Origin of the sequence: Brevundimonas sp. (assembly GCF_029945885.1) — a bacterium.
Classification (GTDB): Bacteria; Pseudomonadota; Alphaproteobacteria; order Caulobacterales; family Caulobacteraceae; genus Brevundimonas.
The window spans coordinates 85,013-104,273 of record NZ_JAQSDK010000013.1; the positions used below are offsets into that span (position 1 = coordinate 85,013).

Genomic DNA, 19,261 nt, shown 5'->3' on the forward strand with positions numbered 1-19,261 from the left:
GGGTGGCCGCCGTCCGCGTCCAGCAGGCGGCGTCGCACCGCATCGATGCCATCTACCGCCATACCCGCGACCGCTGGGGCGAGGCCCAGGCGGAGCGCTATATCACCGGCCTGTTCGACGCCTTTGCGCGGATCGAGACGCACGGCGTGGCGTCCCGGCCGATCCCGGCCGCCTTCGGGGTGGAAGGCTATGTCTTTCGCTATGAACGCCACCTCGTCTACTGGCGGCATCTGACGGACGGCGACATCGGCATCGTCACCGTGCTGCATGAGCGGATGCACCAGATCGGGCGGCTGCGGGAAGATTTGGGGCTTTAGACAGCGCCTTTGTGCCCTGCGCGCATGTGGTGAAGACGCAAGTCTAATTCCGGGTCACGTCTTCGCCGCATGAGGTGCAGATGCGGCCCGGAAACATTCCGTAGCCTGTGACCTTACGGTCGCCGACAATCATCTTTGGCTGGACCAGTGGATGATCGCAGTAGGGGCAGACGAACCATTGGCCGACGACCAGCGTCACCAAGGCACTCACCCCAAAAAGCAGGTACCAGAACGGGCCGATGACCGACATGATTTGGCCGACGAAGCCCATGATGATCGCCATCCAAATGAGAGCGATGGTCAGGAACGCATAATAGTTAGAGCGCACGTTCCGCGCCCTTTGACTGGCCTGGGCTCTTCGCCAGCAACGCATCCGACGCCGCCTCCAGCTCCCGCTCCAGCCGCGCCATGAACACATCCCGCTTCAGCCCCGCGGGGATCGGTGGCAGGAATTCATAGACGATCGTCCCCGGATAGCGCCGGAACCCGTGGGCGGGCCAGTGGACGCCGGAGTTGGTGGCCATCGGGGTGCAGGGGCAGTCCAGGTCGCGGTACAGGGCGGCGATGCCGGGCTTGTAGTCGGGCGCGGCCCCGACCGGGGTGCGGGTGCCTTCGGGGAAGATCAGCATCTGCCGGCCCTCGGCGAACCGGTCGCGGGCCTGACGCACCATGGCCTTCAGCGCCTTGGAATGGGCCGAGCGGTCCACGGCGATCATCCGGGTCTTGGTCGCGAACCAGCCGAAGAAGGGCAGGGGGGCCAGCTCCTGCTTCATGATGAAACAGTTGTCCGGCAGGATGGCGAACGGGGCGATCACGTCCAGCATGCTCTGGTGTTTGCCGGCGATCAGGGCTGCGCCGGCGGGCCGGTATTCGAGGCCGCGGAACTCGACCTTGACCCCCGCGATCCAGCGCAGGCCGAACAGGCAGAAGCGGGCCCAGTTGCGGATCACCCACATGGCCTGGCGGTAGGGCATCAGCAGGGCCGGAGATAGGCCGACGGCGAACAGGGCCATCGACAGATACAGCCAGACCACGAAGAGCAGGGAGCGGACGCTGGTCACGCGGGCGAGGCTTCGGTCGCGGCTGCATCGGAATCGGTCGCGGCGGCGTCGTCAGCGGTCAGGCGATGCACACCGGCCCGCGTCAGGGCGGCGAGGTATTTCATATATTCCAGCGTCATGCGCCGCGCCGTCACGGCAGCCCGCCACCAGCGCGAATCGTCGAGCGACGGGGTGGAGACCGCATAGGGGGTCAGGGTCACGCCGGGGGCGGCGGCGCGGATCTCCACCAGGCTGCGCGGCATATGGTAGTCGGAGGTGACCACGATCAGGCTGTCATAGCCCTTGGTCTCGGCCCAGGCGGCGATCTCGCGGGCATTGCCCGAGGTGTCCTCGGCCTCGAAGCCCAGATCGACGCAGCAGTTGAACAGACGGTTTGACCCGGGGGTCAGGGCGCGCAGCTCCTGGCGACGCACCTCGCGATTGACGCCCGAGATCAGCAGTCGGCGGCCCTTGCCCTGTTCCAGCAGGCGCACGGCGACATTGACCCGTTCGGCCGAGGGGCCGGTCAGGGCCACGATGGCGTCGGCCCGGCCCGGTTCGTCCGCCGGGGTCAGATTGCGTACCCGGTCGGCGAAGGCGAACAGGCCGACCAGCCAGACCAGGGCCACGATCGCGATGAGAGTCAGAAACTTCATAGCCCTTACCTAACGCCGCCGTCGCAGGCTCGCCAGCGCTGTGATACGCGCCGCGACAACCGCTACCGTAGCCGCCAGAAGCGGGCATGGCGAGAGCAGCCACAGGTCGCTCCAGGCCAGGGGCAGGGCCGGGCTGATGCCGTCGCTGCCGCCAAGGCCGCGCAGGCCCGCGACCAGCAGGGCGGCGGCGATGGCCCCGGTCGCCCCGGCCCCGGCGGCGAGCAGGCCGAACCGGGTCTGGTACAGGCGGGCGATGGTGCCGTCGGCGGCCCCGTTCAGGCTCAGGGTCTCGATCACCGACCGCTGGGCCGCCAGGGCGGCCCGGGTGGCATAGGCGATGGCCGCGCCCGCCGCGAGGGCGGTCAGCAGGAAGGCGGCCCCGGCCAGCAGGGTGATGATCATGGCCGCGCGCTCGACCTCGCCGCGCCACAGGCTGTGGTCGTCGACGCTGGCGTCCAGCCCCGCCTCGGCCAGGGCCCGACTCAGGGTGACGGCGCTGGCGGGGGCGGCCGGATCGAGCCGCACGGTGACCAGATGCGGCAGGGGCAGGTCGGGCAGGACCGCGTCGCCGATCCACGGACGCAGCAGGGCCTCGGCGGTCTCGCGATCCATGGCCTCGGCCTCGGCCACCCCGTCGACCCCGGCCAGGGTCTCGGCGGCGCGGGCGGCGGCCCCGGCCCCGCTCTCGCCGACGCGGGGCCGGACCTGGACGGTGGCCTCGGCCCGCAACTGGCCGGCCCAGCCGTGGGCGGCCCGGTCGGCCGAGGCGGCCCCGACGGCGGCCAGACAGGCGAGGAAACACAGGATGGCGATCACCGCCGCCAGCCAGGGCTCGCCGGCGCTGTCACGCGGCAGCAGGCCGGGGGGGCGGCGGGTCAGGGCGGCGATCATGACCGGTCTCCGACCAGGCGACCGCTCTCGAGACGCAGGATACGGGCCCCCGAACGGGCGGCCAGGGCCTGGTCGTGGCTGGCGATCAGCACGGTGGTGCCCAGCTGGTTCAGCGACTGGAACAGGCGCAGCAGCCGCTCGCCCATGGCCGCGTCGATACTGCCGGTCGGTTCATCGGCCAGAATCAGGTCGGGCCGGCTGATCACGGCCCGGGCGATGGCCAGCCGCTGCTTCTCCCCCCCGGACAGGGAGGGAGGCGCATCGGCCATACGGTCGCCGAGACCGACCCAGTCCAGCATTTCCGCGACATTGCCGACATAGTCGTCGCGTTTCAGCCCGGCCAGCCGCAGCGGCAGGGCGACATTGTCGAAGGCGCTGAGGTGATCCAGCAGGCGAAAGTCCTGGAACACCACCCCCATGCGCCGCCGCACGGCCGGAATGGCCCAGCGCGGCAGGGAGGTGACGTCGTCCCCGAACAGGCGCAGCCTGCCGGTGGTCGGTCGTTCGACCAGGGTCAGGAGCTTGAGCAGTGACGATTTTCCCGCCCCGGACGGACCGGTAAGGAAGTGGAAAGAGCCACGCGGCAGAATAAGGTCGATGTTCCGAAGCACGCCGGGCGCATCCGCATAGCCGAATCCCACGCCCTCAAGGCGGACGGGGGCGGCAGCGGAGTCGGGTTCGGCGATGCGGCGGGGCGATTCGGGCATAGGTTACTTATGGGATCGAGGCGGAATGTCGCCTCGACGGGAGGGGGCTCAACGCCTCGCAGTCAGACCACATGATACTGACCTGCCCGTCCTGCGCCACCAGCTATTTCACCCCCGACGATGCGATCGGTCCGGGCGGGCGCCGCGTGCGCTGCAAGAGCTGCAGCCATGTCTGGCACGCCAGCACCGACGAACCGCTGGAATTGAATGCCGCCGCGGTCCTGATCGCCGATTCGGAGCAGGCCGCCACCACGGCTGCGGATTCAGTTTCCGCCCCGACGGCGGCCACCGGATTCGGCAAGCGGGACGAGGCCACCGAAACCCTGGCCGAGACCCCGGCCCCTGAACTGCCCAAGGCCTTCCGGGCCCGGGCCGAGCAACAGCGCCGCCTGCGTCGGGCCGCCGCCCACGGGGCGGTCTGGGCCGGGATCGCCTCGGCCTTCGTCGCCCTGCTGACCGCCGGCTGGCTGTTCCGGGTCGAGGTGGTTGAACTGTATCCCCGCGCCGCCGCCGCCTATGCCGCGGTCGGGTCGCCCGTGAATCCGACCGGTCTCGAGTTCGAAGCGATCACCGCCCGCGCCGCTCCGGGCGCGCCGGACCGGGTGCTGGTCTCGGGGGCCCTGCGCAATGTTCGTTCGGACGAGGTCGTCGCCCCGCCGGTGCGTCTGGCCCTGCTGGACGCCCACGGAGCCGAGATCGGTCATGCCGTGGTGCGGATCGATGCCGCCCCGGTGCTGCCGGGCAAGGTCCAGGGCTTTGCCGTCCTGATCGCCGATCCGGGCAGCAAGGCCGCCGGGGTCGATGTGGTCTTCCTGTCGCCCGAGGCGGCCCGTCAGCCCGTCCGCCCGGCGCATGCGGCCCATGCTGAACCGGTCGCTCCGGCCCCCCGCCCCCTGCCCACGGCCGACGAGGGTGGGCTGCGACCGGCCCTGGCTCCGGTGCCGGAGCCGGGGGACCTGCATCCGCTGGACGCCGTGCCTGTGGCGGCCCCGACTCTCGACGCGACGGGCGATGAGGCGGTATCGGCCTCCCATCATGGCTGATGACCCCCAGGCCGCACCGGCCACCCCGACCGTCCTGCTGCCCGAGACCGAGATCCAGCGCATCGTCGCCGATCTGGCCGCGCGCATCGCGCCGGTGATCGACGACGAGACCGTGGCCGCCGTGCTGTTGACCGGGGGTCTGTGGTTTGCCGCCGACCTGACCCGGGCCCTGGCGCGGGTCGGCCGCAACGTCCGTTTCGACGCCCTGTGGCTGGCCTCCTACGGAGACTCCCGGTCCAGCCGCGGCAAGATCGACGTTTATGCCCCTTTCCAGCGACCGATCGCCGGCCGCCGGGTGCTGATCCTCGACGATGTGTTCGACACCGGTCTGTCGCTGGCCGAGGCGGTTCGCATCACCCGTGAGGCCGGGGCGGCCGAGGTGCTGACCTGTGTCTTCGCCAGAAAGCCCTGGCCGCTGCCGCGTGCGCCCGAGCCGGACTTCGTCGGCTGGGACGCGCCCAACCGGTTTCTGGTCGGCTATGGCCTTGACCACGCCGGGGCCCTGCGCGGCCTGCCCGACATCTGCGCCCTGGACTGAATCGCCCCGTCACGCGGGTGAAGGTGGTCGAGACGGGTGACGTGCCGCGGCGGCGGCGCTAAACCATCAGCAGGGAGATACGCACCATGACGACTCGCGCCAAAGCGCCCCACTACCAGTCCGGCTTCGGCAATCATTTCGTCACCGAGGCGGTGGCCGGGGCCCTGCCCGAGGGGCAGAATTCGCCGCAGAAGGCCCCGATGGGACTCTATGCCGAACAGTTGTCGGGCACGGCCTTCACCGCGCCGCGCGCCGAAAACCGGCGCAGCTGGCTGTACCGGCTGCGGCCGTCGGCCCAGCACCCGGCCTACAGCCCCTTCCCCCAGGGACGGCTGCGGTCGGCCCCCTTCACCGAGGCCGAGCCCAATCCCAACCGCATGCGTTGGGACGCCCTGCCGATGCCGGATACCCCGACCGACTGGGTCGAGGGGCTGATCACCTATGGCGGCACCGGCGACGCCGAGGCGTTGAACGGCATCGGCATCCATCTGTATGCGGCCAACCGGTCGATGGTCGACCGGGTGTTTTATGACGCCGACGGCGAGTTGCTGATCGTGGTGCAGTCGGGCGACCAGACCTTCGTCACCGAGATGGGACGGATTGCGGCCCGACCCGGCGAGATCGTCGTCATCCCGCGCGGCGTGCGGTTCCGCGTCGACTGCGACGGGCCGATCCGGGGCTATGTCTGCGAGAACTACGGTGCGCCCTTCCGCCTGCCTGACCTGGGGCCGATCGGTGCCAACGGTCTGGCCAATCCGCGCGACTTCCAGGCCCCGGTCGCGGCCTTTGAGGACCTCGACCGCCCGACCGAATGTATCCAGAAATACGCCGGGCGGCTTTGGACCACCACCTTCGACCACAGTCCGCTGGACGTGGTTGCCTGGCACGGCAATCTGGTGCCCTACAAATACGATACGGCCCGGTTCAATACGATCGGCACGGTCAGCTATGACCATCCGGATCCGTCGATCTTCACGGTCCTGACCGCGCCCAGCGACACGCCCGGCACGGCCAACTGCGATTTCGTCATCTTCCCGCCGCGCTGGATGGTGGCCGAACACACCTTCCGGCCGCCGTGGTTCCATCGCAATGTGATGAGCGAGTTCATGGGGCTGGTGACCGGTGAATACGACGCCAAGGAGGGCGGCTTTGCCCCCGGCGGGGCCAGTCTGCACAACTGTATGAGCGGCCACGGCCCCGACCAGGCCAGCTATGACAAGGCGATTTCGGCCGACCTCAAACCGGTCAAGATCGACAACACCCTGGCCTTCATGTTCGAGACCCGGCTGCCGATCCGCACCACGCGCTGGGCCCAGACCTCGCCGCTGATGCAGCTGGACTATGACGAGGTCTGGACCGGATTCGACAAGGGAGACGTGACATGAGCCTGCGCCTGTTGATGGCGGCCGCCGCCGCCCTGCTGCTGGCGGCCTGTGCGCCGGTTGTCCCGAGTCCCGACGGCCCGGTGATCACGGACCAGACCCCGACTGCCGCCGCCTGTGCTGCGCGCGGCGGCGAACTGCAACCGGTCGGCCGGATGCAGAGTCTGCAGTGCGTGATCAAATACGCCGACGCCGGCAAGCGTTGCACTGACGGCGACGACTGCCTGGGCGACTGCCGGATCGAGGACATGGCCGCCCGCCCGCAGGAGGGCGCGCCGGCCGTCGGCCAGTGTCAGGCCAGCAGCAACCGTTTCGGCTGTTTCACCACGGTCGAGAACGGTCGGGCCGAGGCCACACTCTGTATCGACTGAAGCGGTGCATCCAACCGCCATCGGGATCCGTTTCTGAACCATGACCCTGACTGAAATCGCCGTCCTTCTGTCCGTGAACCTGGCCCTGATTGTCGGGATGATGGTGGCCCTGTGGCTGGTGGCGATGAAGGTGCGGGACGTCAGTTTCATCGACGGTGTCTGGCCGCTGGCCATGCTGTTTCTGGCCCTGGTGACCTGGCCGCGGACCGACGGCGATCCGGGACGAAAATGGTTGCTGCTGGGGATCGTCACGCTCTGGGCCGTGCGGCTGGCCTGGCACCTGCTGCGGCGCTGGCGCGCGAACGGGGCCGACGCCCGCTATGTCGCCATCCTGAAGGAGCGTGCGAACAAGGGCTGGAGCTTCGGCAAGACCGCCCTGCTGATCGTCTTCCTGCCGCAGGCGGTTCTGGCCTGGCTGACCTCCCTGCCGGTGCAGCTGGGTCAGGTGACGGCGACGCCGCCGTTGGGGGCGATCGCCATCGTCGGGGCGGTCCTGGCCCTTACCGGGCTGGTGTTCGAGACGGTGGGTGACGCCCAGCTGAGCGCCTTCCGCAAGGACCCGGCCACCCGCGGAACGGTGCTGGACACGGGCCTGTGGCGTTATACCCGCCACCCCAACTATTTCGGCGACGCCTGCGTCTGGTGGGGTCTGTGGTTGATCGCGGCCGAGAGCGGGGCCGTGGGCCTGTGGTCGATCGCCGGGCCGCTGTTCCTGACCTTCACCCTGACGCGCTGGTCGGGCATCGGCATCACCGAAAAGGCCATCCACCAGTCGCGCCCCGGCTATGCCGCCTATGTGGCGCGCACCAGCGCCTTCATTCCCTGGCCGCCGAAACGGTCCTGAGCCGCCGGCGACGGCCCCGGCGTGATCAGCCCGGATCGGTGAAGGCGACGCGACCGGCCCCCAGCAGGGCTGCATACTGGTGCAGGATCACCTGGGTCGGGATGGCGGCCATATAGGGCTGAAACCGGCCCTTGCGCTCGAACCGTTCGCGGAAGGGACTGGCCTTGAGGAAGGGCAGGATGCGCGGGGCTATACCGCCGGCGATATAGACGCCGCCGCGTGCGCCGGTGGTCAGGGCGATGTCTCCCGCTACGGCCCCGAGGATGGCGCAGAACCGGGCCAGGGTGGCCCCGCAGGCGCTGTGGGGATCGGCCAGGGCGTCCCGGGTGATGGTCGCGGGGTCGTTGATGTGGCTTTCCCGCCCGTCGATCTCGGCCAGGGCCCTGTGCAGGTTCAGCAGGCCGGGGCCGCAGATGAGGCGCTCGATCGAAACGCGATCATAGCGACGCCTCAGGATGCGCAGAATCTCGTCCTCCACCGGATCCCCGGGGGCGAAACAGACGTGGCCGCCCTCGCTGGGCATGGCCATCTGCTGGCCGTGACTGTCGCGGATCAGGGCCGAGACGCCGAAGCCGGTGCCCGGGCCCAGCACCGCCAGGGTGGCGTGCGGATCGCCGTCCTCGGGTCCGCCCAGAGAGGCCAGCTGGTCCGACGGCACGATCGGCGCGCCCCAGGCGAGGGCCTCGAAATCATTGATCAGCCGGATCGGGTTCAGACCCAGGTCGGCCAGCTCGCGTTCGGACACCCGCCATGGCGAATTGGTCAGGTCGATCTCGCCGTCGGTGACCGGTCCGGCCACGGCGATGACGCCGCCGGTCGGCCGGACCGTGCAGTCATCGAGGAAGGCGGCGACCCCGGCGAGGAAGGTCGGAAAACGATGCGCCGGATAGCTCTCGACCCGGTCCAGCACCGGCCGGCCATCGATCAGATGCACGGTGGCGAAGCGGGCGTTGGTGCCGCCGACATCGCCGACCAGAAGGGTGGAGGGACTCATGCATCCACTGCCGCATTGACCCAGTTGGGATCGGACACGTCCCGAATCTCGGGCTTGCCGCCGCCGTGCAGGCCGGAGAAACAGACCGAGGCCCCCTGTTCGGCCGGGCTGACCCCGGCGCGGAAGGCTCCGAACAGTTCGCGACCATAGCCCCAGTCCTGGGACTCGGTCGGGCGGGCGCGCTTGCGGGCCATCAGCTCGTGCATCTCGACCCGTACATGCAGTTCGCCGGTCTCGGCGTCGACGCGGATCACATCGCCGTCGCGGACATAGGCGAGCGGCCCGCCGTCGAGGGCTTCGGGGGTGACGTGGATGGCGGCAGGGGTCTTGCCCGAGGCCCCTGACATCCGGCCATCGGTGACCAGGGCCACCTTGAAACCGCGATCCTGCAGCACGCCCAGACCCGGAGACAGGCTGTGCAGTTCGGGCATGCCGTTGGCGCGCGGGCCCTGGAAGCGGACCACGGCAATGCCGTCATGGTCCAGCTCGCCGGCCTTGAAGGCGGCGAGGAAGCCTTCCTGGCTGTCGAACACCCGGGCCGGGGCCTCGACGATGCGGTGCTGCGGCTTGACCGCCGAGACCTTGATCACGGCCCGGCCCAGATTGCCCTGCAACAGGCGCAGCCCACCCTCGTGGTCGAACGGGTCCGAGGCGGGGCGCAGGATGGTGGTGTCGAGGCTCTCGGCCACGCCGTCGCGCCAGACCAGCTTGCCGTCCAGCAGGACGGGCTCCTGGAAATAGGCGGCGATCCCCTTGCCCATCACGGTGGTGACGTCGGAATGGATATGGCCGGATTTGGCCAGTTCGCGGGTGACGAAGGCCACGCCGCCGGCGGCCTGGAAGGCGTTCACATCGGCGGTGCCGTTCGGATAGATCCGTGTCAGCAGCGGGGTGACCGAGGACAGCTGGTCCATGTCGGTCCAGTCGATGATGATCCCGGCCGCCCGGGCCATGGCCACCAGATGGATGGCGTGGTTGGTCGAGCCGCCGGTGGCCAGCAGGGCGACGATGCCGTTGACGATGGCTTTCTCGTCGATGACGTCGGCCATCCGGCTCTTGCCTGTGCGGGCCAGTTCGACCGCGCGCTGCGCCGCCGCCGCCGTCAGGGCGTCGCGCAGGCCGGTGTCGGGGTGGACAAAGGCCGTCGAGGGCAGATGCAGCCCCATCAGCTCCATCATCATCTGGTTGGAGTTGGCGGTGCCGTAGAAGGTGCAGGTGCCCGGCGAGTGGTAGGAGGCGATCTCGGTTTCCAGCAGGGTGGCGCGGTCGACCTTGCCCTGGGCGTATTCGGCGCGGACCAGGGCCTTTTCGGCATTGGGAATGCCCGAGGGCATCGGACCGGCCGGGGCAAAAATCACCGGCAGGTGGCCAAAGGCCAGCGCCCCCATGAACAGGCCCGGTACGATCTTGTCGCACACGCCCAGGCACATGACGGCGTCGAAGGCGTCGTGGGTCAGGCCGATGCCGGTCGACATGGCGATGACGTCGCGGCTGAACAGCGACAGCTCCATGCCGGGACGCCCCTGGGTGACGCCGTCGCACATGGCGGGGGTCCCGCCCGCCACCTGGGCCGTGGCCTCGACCTCGCGCACGGCGTCGCGGATCACCTGGGGGAAGCGTTCGAACGGCTGATGGGCCGAGAGCATGTCGTTGTAGGCGGTGATCACCCCGAGGTTCGGCTGGGCACCGGACATGGCGGTCAGCTTGTCCTTGATCGGGGCCCCGGCGAAGGCATGGGCCCAGTTGGCGCAACTGAGCTTGGCCCGGCCCACGCCTGAGCTGCCGGCGGCGTCCATTCGGCGCAGATAGTCGGTGCGGGTGGCGCGGCTGCGATCGACGATCCGCGCGGTAACCGCAGCGACAACGGGATGAAGTTTGGTCTTGGCAGCGGCCATCAGGCAGTCTCCGTCCACAGGACCTGAAGCGGGACCCCGGCTTCAATCAGGGCAGCGATGGGTCGGGTCGCCGGATCGCCGACGGCCTCGCTCTCGAACACCGCCCGTTTGGCGGTGCCGGTGAGGGCCAGGATGACCCGTTCGGCCCTGACCAGATAAGGCAGGTTGATGGACAGGCGTTCCATCGACGGGGCCGCGCCGTCGCGCCCGGCGGGCACGCCCAGCACCGTCGGTTGCAGGTGCGGGCTCAGCAGGCTTTCCAGCGTCGGGCTGCCGGGGAACATCGAGCAGATGTGTCCGTCCTCGCCCATACCCAGCAACACCACATCGATGCCGCCGACCTCGGCCGCCAGGTCCCGGGCGGCGATCAGGGCCGAGCGGTCGACCGTGATCGACGGGTGGAACAGGGGCACGAAACGGGCCGCCGCGGCCGGGCCCTTCAGCAAGGTCCGGCTCAGCAGACGGGCATTGGAGTCCGGTGAGGTTTCCGGGACGTAGCGTTCGTCGATCAGGGTGACCGCGATCTTCGACCAGTCGAGGGCCGTCTCGGCCATGACCTGGTAGATCGGCTTGGGAGTCGAGCCGCCCGACCCGGCAAACACGGCCCGGCCCCGGGCCTTGAGCGAGGCGGTGAGGCCGTCGGTCAGCCGGGTAGCGCAGGCCCTGGCCCAGGCGTTGGCGGTGGCAAAGGTCTCAATGGCAGGGATCACAGGCGTCGTCCGAATCGGGCAGAGGGCAGGCGGTCGTCAAACATCATTCTTGTTCCAGGCCCGACCGGTGTCGGTCAGCAGCTTGCGGGCCGAGGCCGGGCCCCAGGTGCCGGCGGCATAGGGTTCCAGCCGGACGGCGGCCCCCGCCCAGGCGCGCGACACGTCATCGACCCACTCCCAGGCCTTCTCGGCCTCGTCGCGCCGCACGAACAGGGTCGAGTCGCCGGCCATGGCGTCGAGCAGCAGCCGCTCATAGGCGATGCGACGGCGCGGCGCGGCCTCGCCCTTGCCGTCAACGCCCCACGACAGGGACATGCGGATCGGCTGCAGCTGCATGCGCAGATCGAGGCCCGGTCGCTTGTTCATCACCGTCAGGGAGATGTCCTCGTCCGGCTGGAGTTCGATGACCAGACGGTTGTCGCTGACATCGCCGCGGGTGTCGTCGCGTCCGAAGATCGAGTGCGGGACGGCCTTGAACTGGATGACGATCTCGGTGCGCTTTTCCTTCAGCCGCTTGCCGGTCCGCATGAAGAAGGGCACCCCGGCCCAGCGCCAATTGTCGATATTGGCGCGGATGGCGACGAAGGTTTCGGTGTCGGACGGCTGGCCGCGATCCTCGCTGTAGCTGGCCGCCGGACCACCGTCGACGGTCCCGGCGATATACTGGCCGCGCACGGTGACGGTCTCGGCGTCCTCGGGTGTGATCGGGCGCAGCGAGCGCAGCACCTTGACCTTCTCGTTGCGCACCGAGTCCGGGTCCAGATCCGATGGCGGCTCCATCGCCACCAGGCAGAGAAGCTGCAGCATGTGGTTCTGCACCATGTCCCGCAGCGCGCCGTACTCGTCGTAGTACGGCCAGCGGTCACCGACCCCGACGGTCTCGCCGATGGTGATCTGCACGTGGTCGATGGTCAGGTTGTTCCACAGTGGTTCGAAGATGGTGTTGCCGAACCGCAGGGCGATCAGATTCTGGACCGTCTCCTTGCCGAGGTAGTGGTCGATGCGGAACACGCGGTCCTCGGTGAAGGCGCGGCGCACGGCCTCGTCGATCTCGAGGAAGGATTCCAGGTCGCGGCCGACCGGCTTCTCGATGACGATGCGCGACTTTGGTCCGGCCAGTCCGGCCTCGGCCATCGCATCAACGATATGGCCGAACAGCGACGGGGACACGGCGAGGAAGGAGGTCAGGTCCTCATCGTCGCCCACCCGGGCCTTCAGGGTCTTCAGGCTCTCGGCTTTCGTGGCGTCGACAGCCAGATAGTCCAGGCGGAGGGCCAGCCGGTCCCAGCTGGCCGGGTCCCAGCCGCCGTCGGCCCTGGCCCGGGCCTCGACCGCTTCACGGGTGCGGGCGATATAGGCGGGAACCGTTTCTTCGCTCCGGGCTGCGGCGATGATTTTCAGACCGTCCGGAAGCAGGCCGTCGCGCTCAAGGAAATAGAGCGAGGGCAGCAGCATCCGCATGGCCAGGTCGCCGCCGCCGCCGAAGAGAACCAGTGCCGCCATAAAAGGTGTCGCTTCCCGTTAAATCCGCCTCGGTCAGTGTTTGGCCGCTTCGGCCCTTTGAGCCAACACGTTGAGGACGTCCTGAAACACCAAGTTACGCGCGCGGAGCAGGACCAGCAGATGATAGATCAGGTCGGCGGCTTCTGAACACACTTCCTCGTCCGGACCGGCGGCACCGGCGAGGGCGGTCTCGACGCCCTCCTCACCGACCTTCTGGGCGACCCGCTTGGGTCCCTCGGCCAGCAGGCGAGCGGTCCAGCTGGTGGCCGGGTCGGCGGCGGCGCGTTCGGCGATGGTCGCCTCCAGTCGGGCGATCCGGCCCAGACCGGGGGCGTCGGCGTCACCGAAACAACTGGTGGTGCCCAGATGGCAGGCGGGACCCATCGGTCGCACCGCCAGCACCAGGGCGTCGCGATCACAGTCGGGGGTGATCGTCACGACGGTCTGCCGGTTGCCCGAGGTCTCGCCCTTGCGCCAGCGTCCACCGCGCGAGCGCGAAAAGAAGGTGGCCTCGCCGGAGACGATCGTCTCGTCGAGGGCGGCGCGATCCATATAGGCCAGGGTCAGGACCTGCAGGGTGTCGGCGTCCTGGACCACCACCGGGATCAGGCCGTTGCCCTTGGCGAAATCCAGCGTGTCGGGGTCGAGGGTCACAGGCGCATCTCCTGGCCGGCGTCAGAGAGGAAGGTCTTCAGATCGGGAATGGTCAGGGCCCCGGTGTGGAACACACTGGCGGCCAGGGCTCCGGACACATCGGCGTCACGGAACACATCGAGGAAATGGCTGGCCGCGCCGGCCCCGCCCGAGGCGATCAGCGGGATGGTCAGCCGCGACCGGGCCTCGGCCAGCTGGGCGATGTCATAGCCATGGCGCACGCCGTCCTGATCGATGCAGTTCAGCACGATCTCGCCGGCCCCGAGGGTCTGGGCCTCGACGATCCAGTCCATCGTGCGCCGGCCGGCGGCGCGGCGGGCGTCGGGATCGCCGGTGTATTTGTGCACGACCCAGTCCCCGTCCTCCAGCCGGCTGTCGACGCCGACGACGACGCACTGGCTGCCCAGCCGGGCGGCCATGTCGCCGATCAGGTCCGGCCGTTCGAGGGCGGGGGAGTTGATCGAGACCTTGTCGGCCCCGTTGTCGAGGCAGCGGGCGGCCTGGTCGACGGTACGGATGCCGCCGGCGACGCAGAAGGGGATGTCCAGCAGCCGGGCGATGTCGCGCACCCAGCCGTAGTCGAGCGTGCGCCCCTCGGGCGAGGCGGTGATGTCATAGAAGACCAGCTCGTCGGCCCCCTGGTCGCGATACCGCGCGGCCAGGTCGGCGGCGTCCCCCATGTCGACGTGGTTCTCGAACCGGACGCCCTTGACCACCCGGCCGTCGCGGACGTCGAGGCAGGGGATGATGCGGCGCGCCGTCATGTGACGATTCCGACGGCCTGATCGACGGTGAACCGGCCTTCGTAGAGGGCGCGGCCGACGATGGCTCCGGCGCAGCCGATGGCGGCGGCTTCGGTCAGGTCGGAGAGGACAGCAACGCCGCCCGAGGCCTGGACCTGCAGGTCGGGGCGGCGACGGACGATCTGGCCCAGCAGGTCGAGGTTGGGCCCGGTCAGGGCCCCGTCGCGCCCGACGTCTGTGACCAGCAGGTGCCGGGCCAGATCGGGCGGATAGCGGTCCAGTGCCGCCCACAGATCGACATCGGCGGCCTGGGTCCAACCCTTCAGGGCCGGGACATAGCGGTCGCCGTCGGCCCTGACGTCGATGGCCAGGGTGAGGCGGTTCGGACCGAAGCGGCGCAGCCAGTCGGCCACGGTCTCGGGCTGGGACACGGCCAGCGACCCGACCACGACCCGGGCAACCCCGGCGTCGATCAGGGCGGCGACATCCTCGGCTGTGCGCACGCCGCCGCCGGACTGGATGCGGATGTCGACCGAATTGGCCAGTTCGCCGATCAGGGTGTGCTGGACCGCGCGCCCGGCCTCGGCCCCGTCCAGATCGACGATATGGGCCCAGGTTGCGCCCGAGGCGGCGAAGGCGGCCAGCCGGGCGGCGGGGTGGTCGTCATAGCGTGTGACCTGGTCGAACCGGCCATGCATCAGACGCACGCAGACGCCGGCACGCAGGTCGATGGCGGGATAGACGATCATAGGGGGAGGCCCAGGAAATTCTGCAGGATACGCGCGCCGGTCGCGGCCGAGCGCTCGGGGTGAAACTGGCAACCCCAGCGGTTGCCGCTGCGCACCACGGCAGGCACGGCGGTGCCGTAGTCGGCGGTGGCCAGGGTGGCGTCGGTGACCGGGCAGACGAAACTATGGACGAAATAGGCATAGTCGCCGTCGCTGACCCCGCCCAACAGCGGGTCGGGTTTCACCCCCTCCAGCCGGGTCCAGCCCATGTGCGGCACCGGCAGGGCGGGGCCACCTTCCAGTTTCCGCACCGTGCCGGGGATCAGGCCCAGCAGGTCGACGCCGCCGCCCTCGTCGCTGCGCTCGAACAGCAGTTGCTGGCCCAGACAGACGCCCAGAAGCGGGCGGCCAAAGGCGCGGATCGGCGCGCTCAGGCCCAGGGTCTCCAGTCTTTCCATCGCATAGGCGGCCGCGCCGACACCGGGCAGGATCAGCCGTTCGGCGGCGGCGATCACCTGCGGGTCGTCGGTGATCTCGACCGAGGCCCCCAGACGTTCGAGCGCAAACTGGACCGAGGCGGTATTGCCCGCGCCGTAGCCGACGACGGTGACCGTGCTCACAGCACCCCCTTGGTCGAGGGGATGGCGTCACCCTCGACGCGGATGGCCTGGCGCAGGGCGCGGCCGAAGGCCTTGTAGACGGCCTCGGTCTTGTGGTGGTCGTCGTCGCCGGTCACCGTGACATGGATCGCGGCCCCGAGGTGTTCGGCCAGGGAGCGGAACACATGGGCGGTCATGTCGGTACGATAGTCACCGATGAAGGGCGTGGCGAACGTCCCCTCGAACACCGGGTAGGGCCGGCCCGACAGGTCGATCGACACCGAAGCATTGGCCTCGTCCATCGGCAGGACGAAGCCGTAGCGGGCGATGCCGCGCCGCTCGCCAAGGGCCTGCTTCAGCGCCTGGCCCAGGGCAATGGCACTGTCCTCGATCGTGTGGTGCGGATCCGTGTGCAGGTCCCCCTCACACGACAGCCGGATGGAGAAGCCGCCGTGGGCGGCAACCTGTTCCAGCATGTGGTCGAAGAAGCCGACGCCCGTGTGGATGGCCACCGGACCGGCGGCATCGAGGTCGACCACACAGACGATCCGGGTCTCCTTTGTATCGCGCACGGCCTCGCCGGTGCGGGCCGCCCGGCGCGGGGCCGGACCGATGCCGAGGGCGGTCAGCAGCCGGTCATTGTCCTCAGGCCGGATGGAGACGGGCAGGCGCAGCCGGTCGCCGGACCGGTCGACCGCAACCCCGAATTTCTCCAGCGCCGCCAGGGTGGCCTCCGGATCGGCCGGCCGGACCATTACGATCGGGCCGACGCCCGGCTCGATGGCCATCACCCGACCCAGCGCCGCCGCGACCCGGTCACGCTCGCACCGCACGGTGGCAATCCGCCCGGACGTCTCGACCATGCGCGACGGATCCAGCGCCTGCAGGGCCAGCCGCATCGACGGTTCGGGCAGGGCATAGGGCTCCAGCATGGTGCCCAGCCGGGCGAGGGTCGCAGCATGGGCCAGGGCCGCGCCGATCCGGGCCCCGGCCAGGCCGTAGGCCAGCGACAGGCTGCGCAGGACGATCAGATTGGCATGGTCGCCGATGGCTTCGGCCGCCGACGGGGCGTCTGAAAATTCGATCAGACCCTCGTCGATCACCAGCAGGGCCGGGGCGACGCGTTCGGCCATTTCAGCCACGGCCTCGGGCGAGCCGAGGGCGCGGATGACGACGGCCCCGGTCTCGCCGGTGATGCCGGGGCGCGCATAGATCGCCGCCAGTCCGGCATAGGGCTGGGCCTCCGGTGCGGTGACGGACAGGCCGTCCCGCGCGCACAGGCGCCAGACCAGCTCCAGCCCGTGCGACAGGCCGCGCACCGGCAGGACCTGCTCGACCGGCACGGCGTAGATCCGGGCCATCCGGGCGGCGAGGGCGGACGGGTCGGCCGGATAGCGGTCCAGACCACTGCCGTCGGAGACCAGCGGGGCAAAGGGGGCGGGCAGGTTGATCATGATGCGCACCTCAGGTCGGCGGCGCGGGCGTGGGCCTCCAGACCCTCCAGCCGCGCCAGTCGGGCGGCGACCGGAGCCAGGGCGGCGGCTCCGGCGACGGTGACTCGTTGTACCGACATGGTGGTCATGAAGCTGGCCGTGGTGATTCCGCCCAGGGTGCGGGCCCCGCCGTCAGTCGGCAGGACGTGGCTGGGTCCGGCGGCATAGTCGCCCAGGGTCTCGGCGGCGCAGTTGCCGACGAAGACGGCCCCGGCGGCGGAAATCTGCGCCACAAGCGCCTCGGGGGTTTCGGTCTGCAGCGACAGGTGTTCGGGGCCGTAGAGGTTGGAGACGGCGCAGGCCTCGGCCAGGTCACGCACCTTGATAGCCCGCCCCTCGGACAGGGATGTCCGGGCGATGGCGGCGCGGGGCAGGGACGGCAGCTGGGCCTCGACCTCTTCGAGGATCGCATTAATCGCGGCCCTGCTGTCGGAAACCAGCACCACCTGGGCGTCGGCGTCGTGCTCGGCCTGGCTCAGCAGGTCGGCGGCGACGATGACCGGATCGGCCGCGAGGTCGGCGATGACCAGCAGTTCGGACGGGCCGGCGGGCATGTCGACGGCGGGGCCACCGGGCAGGGCCGCGGCCTGACGCTTGGCCTCGGCCACCCAGGCATTGCCGGGGCCGAACAGCTTGTCACAGGGGGCGATCTCGCCGTCGTCGAGGGTGACGCCGAAGGTCAGGGCGGCGATGGCCTGGGCCCCGCCGATGAACCACAGATCGTCCAGCCCGCCCTCGGCCGCGGCCAGGATCATGGCCGGGTGGGGCTCGCCGTCCTTCGTTGGCGGGGTCACGGCGACGCGGCGCTCGACTCCCGCGGCCGTGGCCGGGATGGCCAGCATCAGCAGGGACGAAAACAGCGGGGCCGACCCACCGGGCACGTAGAGACCGGCCGAGGCGATCGGCCGCCACACCAGCTGCGAGCGCACGCCCGGCGTGGTCTCGATGATCGCCGTATCGACCGGAACCGTCAGCTGGTGGAAGACGCGCACATTGGCGGCGGCCATGGTGATGGCGCGGGTGTCGGCGGGCGACAGCCGGTCACGGGCGGCGGCCACGCTGTCCGGGGTGATGGCGATGCGGCGCGGGGCCGCCCCGTCCAGCTTCAGGCTCCAGTCGGTGACGGCGGCACCGCCGCGGGCCTGAACGTCGTCGAAGATGGCGCGCACGCCGTCGGCCACGCGCGTCTCGGTACGGCGTTGTGGTCGGGCGAGGGCGGCGCGGCGGCCGTCGGCATCGAGGGAAGACCAGTCGATCAGTCGCATCACATCATCTTCTCGATCGGCAGGACCAGGATGGCCGAGGCCCCGGCGGCCTTCAGCTTCTCCAGCGTCTCCCAGAACACAGCCTCCTGACAGACGGCGTGGACGGCGACCGCATCGTCGCGCCCCGACAGGGGCATGACCGTCGGTGAGCCGGCTCCGGGCAGGATGGCGGTGATGGCGTCCAGAGCTGAGCGCGGCGCGTTCAGCATCACATATTTGGCCCCTTGGGAGGACACCACGCCGCTCATCCGCTCGATGATGCTGTCCAGCAGGTGCTGCAGGCCGGGCTCGGGCGGCTGCGGTGCGCGGATCAGCACGGCCTCGCTCTGCAGCACGGTCTCGCGGGCCATCAGCCCATTGGCCTCCAGCGTGGCCCCGGTCGAGACCAGGTCACAGATCGCCGCCGCCAGCTTCAGTCGGGGCGCGACCTCGACCGCGCCGCGCATGACCACGATGTCGGCGTTGACGCCCTGGGCCTCGAGATAGCGCCGCAGGATTTTGGGATAGGAGGTGGCGATTCGCAGCCCCTCCAGCGAGGCCGGTCCGGCATAGTCCAGCGTCGGCGGCACGGCCAGTTTCAGCGTGCAGCGCCCGAAGCCCAGCGGCATGATCACCTCGGCCGTCGGCCCGCCGTTGCGGGCCTCCTCCAGGACGTTCTCGCCGACGATGCCCAGGTCGCAGACGCCGTCGGCGACAAAGGTCGGGATGTCGTCGTCGCGCACCCGAAGCAGGTCGATCGGATAGTTCTCGACCCGGTAGAGCAGGTCGTTGTTGCCCTTGACCACGCGCAGGCCCGCGTCGCGGACGAGGTCGAGGCTACGGTCGGCCAGGCGGCCGGATTTCTGGACGGCGATGCGAAGTCGCCCCTGGACGGTACTCATGATCGGC

Annotated in this window: 22 protein-coding genes; 6 read left to right on the plus strand and 16 right to left on the minus strand. The window is 69.8% G+C overall.

What is annotated here, in order from left to right:
• Positions 1-2: 2 nt before the first annotated feature.
• Positions 3-317: a type II toxin-antitoxin system RelE/ParE family toxin gene (locus tag PSV00_RS06960; protein WP_300445788.1), complete on the plus strand. Its 315-nt coding sequence runs from the start codon at positions 3-5 to the stop codon at positions 315-317.
• A gap of 43 nt (positions 318-360) precedes the next feature.
• Here PSV00_RS06960 and PSV00_RS06965 read toward each other — a convergent pair whose 3' ends face one another.
• From PSV00_RS06965 to PSV00_RS06985, 5 genes are read right to left on the minus strand one after another with little or no spacing between them, the layout of a single operon-like run.
• Positions 361-645 carry a hypothetical protein gene (locus PSV00_RS06965; RefSeq protein ID WP_300445789.1) on the minus strand — a complete coding sequence of 95 codons (285 nt, stop codon included), beginning with the start codon at positions 643-645 and terminating at the stop codon, positions 361-363.
• On the minus strand, positions 635-1,378 hold the full coding sequence (locus tag PSV00_RS06970) for a 1-acyl-sn-glycerol-3-phosphate acyltransferase (protein WP_300445790.1): 744 nt from the start codon (positions 1,376-1,378) through the stop codon (positions 635-637). The genes PSV00_RS06965 and PSV00_RS06970 overlap by 11 nt, the downstream gene beginning before the upstream one ends.
• Complete coding sequence (locus PSV00_RS06975; protein WP_300445791.1) at positions 1,375-2,013, minus strand: YdcF family protein; 639 nt, start codon at positions 2,011-2,013, stop codon at positions 1,375-1,377. The genes PSV00_RS06970 and PSV00_RS06975 overlap by 4 nt, the downstream gene beginning before the upstream one ends.
• A 9-nt stretch (positions 2,014-2,022) precedes the next feature.
• Positions 2,023-2,904: an ABC transporter permease gene (locus PSV00_RS06980; RefSeq protein WP_300445792.1), complete on the minus strand. Its 882-nt coding sequence runs from the start codon at positions 2,902-2,904 to the stop codon at positions 2,023-2,025.
• Complete coding sequence (locus PSV00_RS06985; RefSeq protein WP_300445793.1) at positions 2,901-3,611, minus strand: ATP-binding cassette domain-containing protein; 711 nt, start codon at positions 3,609-3,611, stop codon at positions 2,901-2,903. The genes PSV00_RS06980 and PSV00_RS06985 overlap by 4 nt, the downstream gene beginning before the upstream one ends.
• 71 nt (positions 3,612-3,682) lie before the next feature.
• On the opposite strand from PSV00_RS06985, the gene PSV00_RS06990 reads away from it, so the two are divergent.
• The 5 genes from PSV00_RS06990 to PSV00_RS07010 all read left to right on the plus strand — a co-directional run bounded on the left by PSV00_RS06990 (position 3,683) and on the right by PSV00_RS07010 (position 7,789).
• Positions 3,683-4,654, plus strand: a complete 972-nt coding sequence (locus PSV00_RS06990; RefSeq protein ID WP_300445794.1) for an MJ0042-type zinc finger domain-containing protein — start codon at positions 3,683-3,685, stop codon at positions 4,652-4,654.
• Positions 4,647-5,192 (plus strand): phosphoribosyltransferase, encoded by a 546-nt coding sequence (locus tag PSV00_RS06995; protein WP_300445795.1) that lies wholly within the window; start codon positions 4,647-4,649, stop codon positions 5,190-5,192. Before PSV00_RS06990 ends, PSV00_RS06995 begins: the two co-directional genes overlap by 8 nt.
• An 86-nt stretch (positions 5,193-5,278) precedes the next feature.
• Positions 5,279-6,577 carry a homogentisate 1,2-dioxygenase gene (gene hmgA / locus PSV00_RS07000; protein ID WP_300445796.1) on the plus strand — a complete coding sequence of 433 codons (1,299 nt, stop codon included), beginning with the start codon at positions 5,279-5,281 and terminating at the stop codon, positions 6,575-6,577.
• Positions 6,574-6,945: a hypothetical protein gene (locus PSV00_RS07005; RefSeq protein WP_300445797.1), complete on the plus strand. Its 372-nt coding sequence runs from the start codon at positions 6,574-6,576 to the stop codon at positions 6,943-6,945. Before hmgA ends, PSV00_RS07005 begins: the two co-directional genes overlap by 4 nt.
• Positions 6,946-6,985: 40 nt before the next feature.
• Positions 6,986-7,789, plus strand: coding sequence for a DUF1295 domain-containing protein (locus tag PSV00_RS07010; protein ID WP_300445798.1), 804 nt, complete (start codon positions 6,986-6,988; stop codon positions 7,787-7,789).
• A 25-nt stretch (positions 7,790-7,814) separates the two neighbouring features.
• On the opposite strand, the gene glk is transcribed toward PSV00_RS07010, so the two are convergent.
• Genes glk through hisG form a run of 11 tightly spaced genes read right to left on the minus strand, consistent with a single transcriptional unit; the run spans position 7,815 to position 19,254 of the window.
• Complete coding sequence (gene glk / locus PSV00_RS07015; RefSeq protein WP_300445799.1) at positions 7,815-8,783, minus strand: glucokinase; 969 nt, start codon at positions 8,781-8,783, stop codon at positions 7,815-7,817.
• Positions 8,780-10,678, minus strand: coding sequence for a phosphogluconate dehydratase (gene edd, locus PSV00_RS07020; RefSeq protein ID WP_300445800.1), 1,899 nt, complete (start codon positions 10,676-10,678; stop codon positions 8,780-8,782). Before edd ends, glk begins: the two co-directional genes overlap by 4 nt.
• Positions 10,678-11,388: a 6-phosphogluconolactonase gene (pgl, locus tag PSV00_RS07025; protein ID WP_300445801.1), complete on the minus strand. Its 711-nt coding sequence runs from the start codon at positions 11,386-11,388 to the stop codon at positions 10,678-10,680. Before pgl ends, edd begins: the two co-directional genes overlap by 1 nt.
• A 36-nt stretch (positions 11,389-11,424) precedes the next feature.
• A complete protein-coding gene (zwf, locus tag PSV00_RS07030) occupies positions 11,425-12,891 on the minus strand; it encodes a glucose-6-phosphate dehydrogenase (RefSeq protein WP_300445802.1) in 1,467 nt (488 codons plus the stop codon).
• 33 nt (positions 12,892-12,924) lie between these two features.
• The gene (gene hisIE / locus PSV00_RS07035; RefSeq protein WP_300445803.1) at positions 12,925-13,545 is read right to left on the minus strand and encodes a bifunctional phosphoribosyl-AMP cyclohydrolase/phosphoribosyl-ATP diphosphatase HisIE; all 621 of its coding nucleotides are present in this window, start codon (positions 13,543-13,545) and stop codon (positions 12,925-12,927) included.
• The gene (gene hisF / locus PSV00_RS07040) at positions 13,542-14,309 is read right to left on the minus strand and encodes an imidazole glycerol phosphate synthase subunit HisF (protein WP_300445804.1); all 768 of its coding nucleotides are present in this window, start codon (positions 14,307-14,309) and stop codon (positions 13,542-13,544) included. The genes hisIE and hisF overlap by 4 nt, the downstream gene beginning before the upstream one ends.
• Positions 14,306-15,037: a 1-(5-phosphoribosyl)-5-[(5-phosphoribosylamino)methylideneamino]imidazole-4-carboxamide isomerase gene (gene hisA, locus PSV00_RS07045; protein ID WP_300445805.1), complete on the minus strand. Its 732-nt coding sequence runs from the start codon at positions 15,035-15,037 to the stop codon at positions 14,306-14,308. Before hisA ends, hisF begins: the two co-directional genes overlap by 4 nt.
• Complete coding sequence (hisH, locus tag PSV00_RS07050; RefSeq protein WP_300445806.1) at positions 15,034-15,636, minus strand: imidazole glycerol phosphate synthase subunit HisH; 603 nt, start codon at positions 15,634-15,636, stop codon at positions 15,034-15,036. The genes hisA and hisH overlap by 4 nt, the downstream gene beginning before the upstream one ends.
• A complete protein-coding gene (gene hisB, locus PSV00_RS07055; protein WP_300445807.1) occupies positions 15,633-17,069 on the minus strand; it encodes an imidazoleglycerol-phosphate dehydratase HisB in 1,437 nt (478 codons plus the stop codon). The genes hisH and hisB overlap by 4 nt, the downstream gene beginning before the upstream one ends.
• Positions 17,066-18,373 (minus strand): histidinol dehydrogenase, encoded by a 1,308-nt coding sequence (hisD, locus tag PSV00_RS07060; RefSeq protein ID WP_300445808.1) that lies wholly within the window; start codon positions 18,371-18,373, stop codon positions 17,066-17,068. The genes hisB and hisD overlap by 4 nt, the downstream gene beginning before the upstream one ends.
• Positions 18,373-19,254 (minus strand): ATP phosphoribosyltransferase, encoded by an 882-nt coding sequence (gene hisG, locus PSV00_RS07065; RefSeq protein WP_300445809.1) that lies wholly within the window; start codon positions 19,252-19,254, stop codon positions 18,373-18,375. The genes hisD and hisG overlap by 1 nt, the downstream gene beginning before the upstream one ends.
• Between the last annotated feature and the right edge of the window lie 7 nt (positions 19,255-19,261).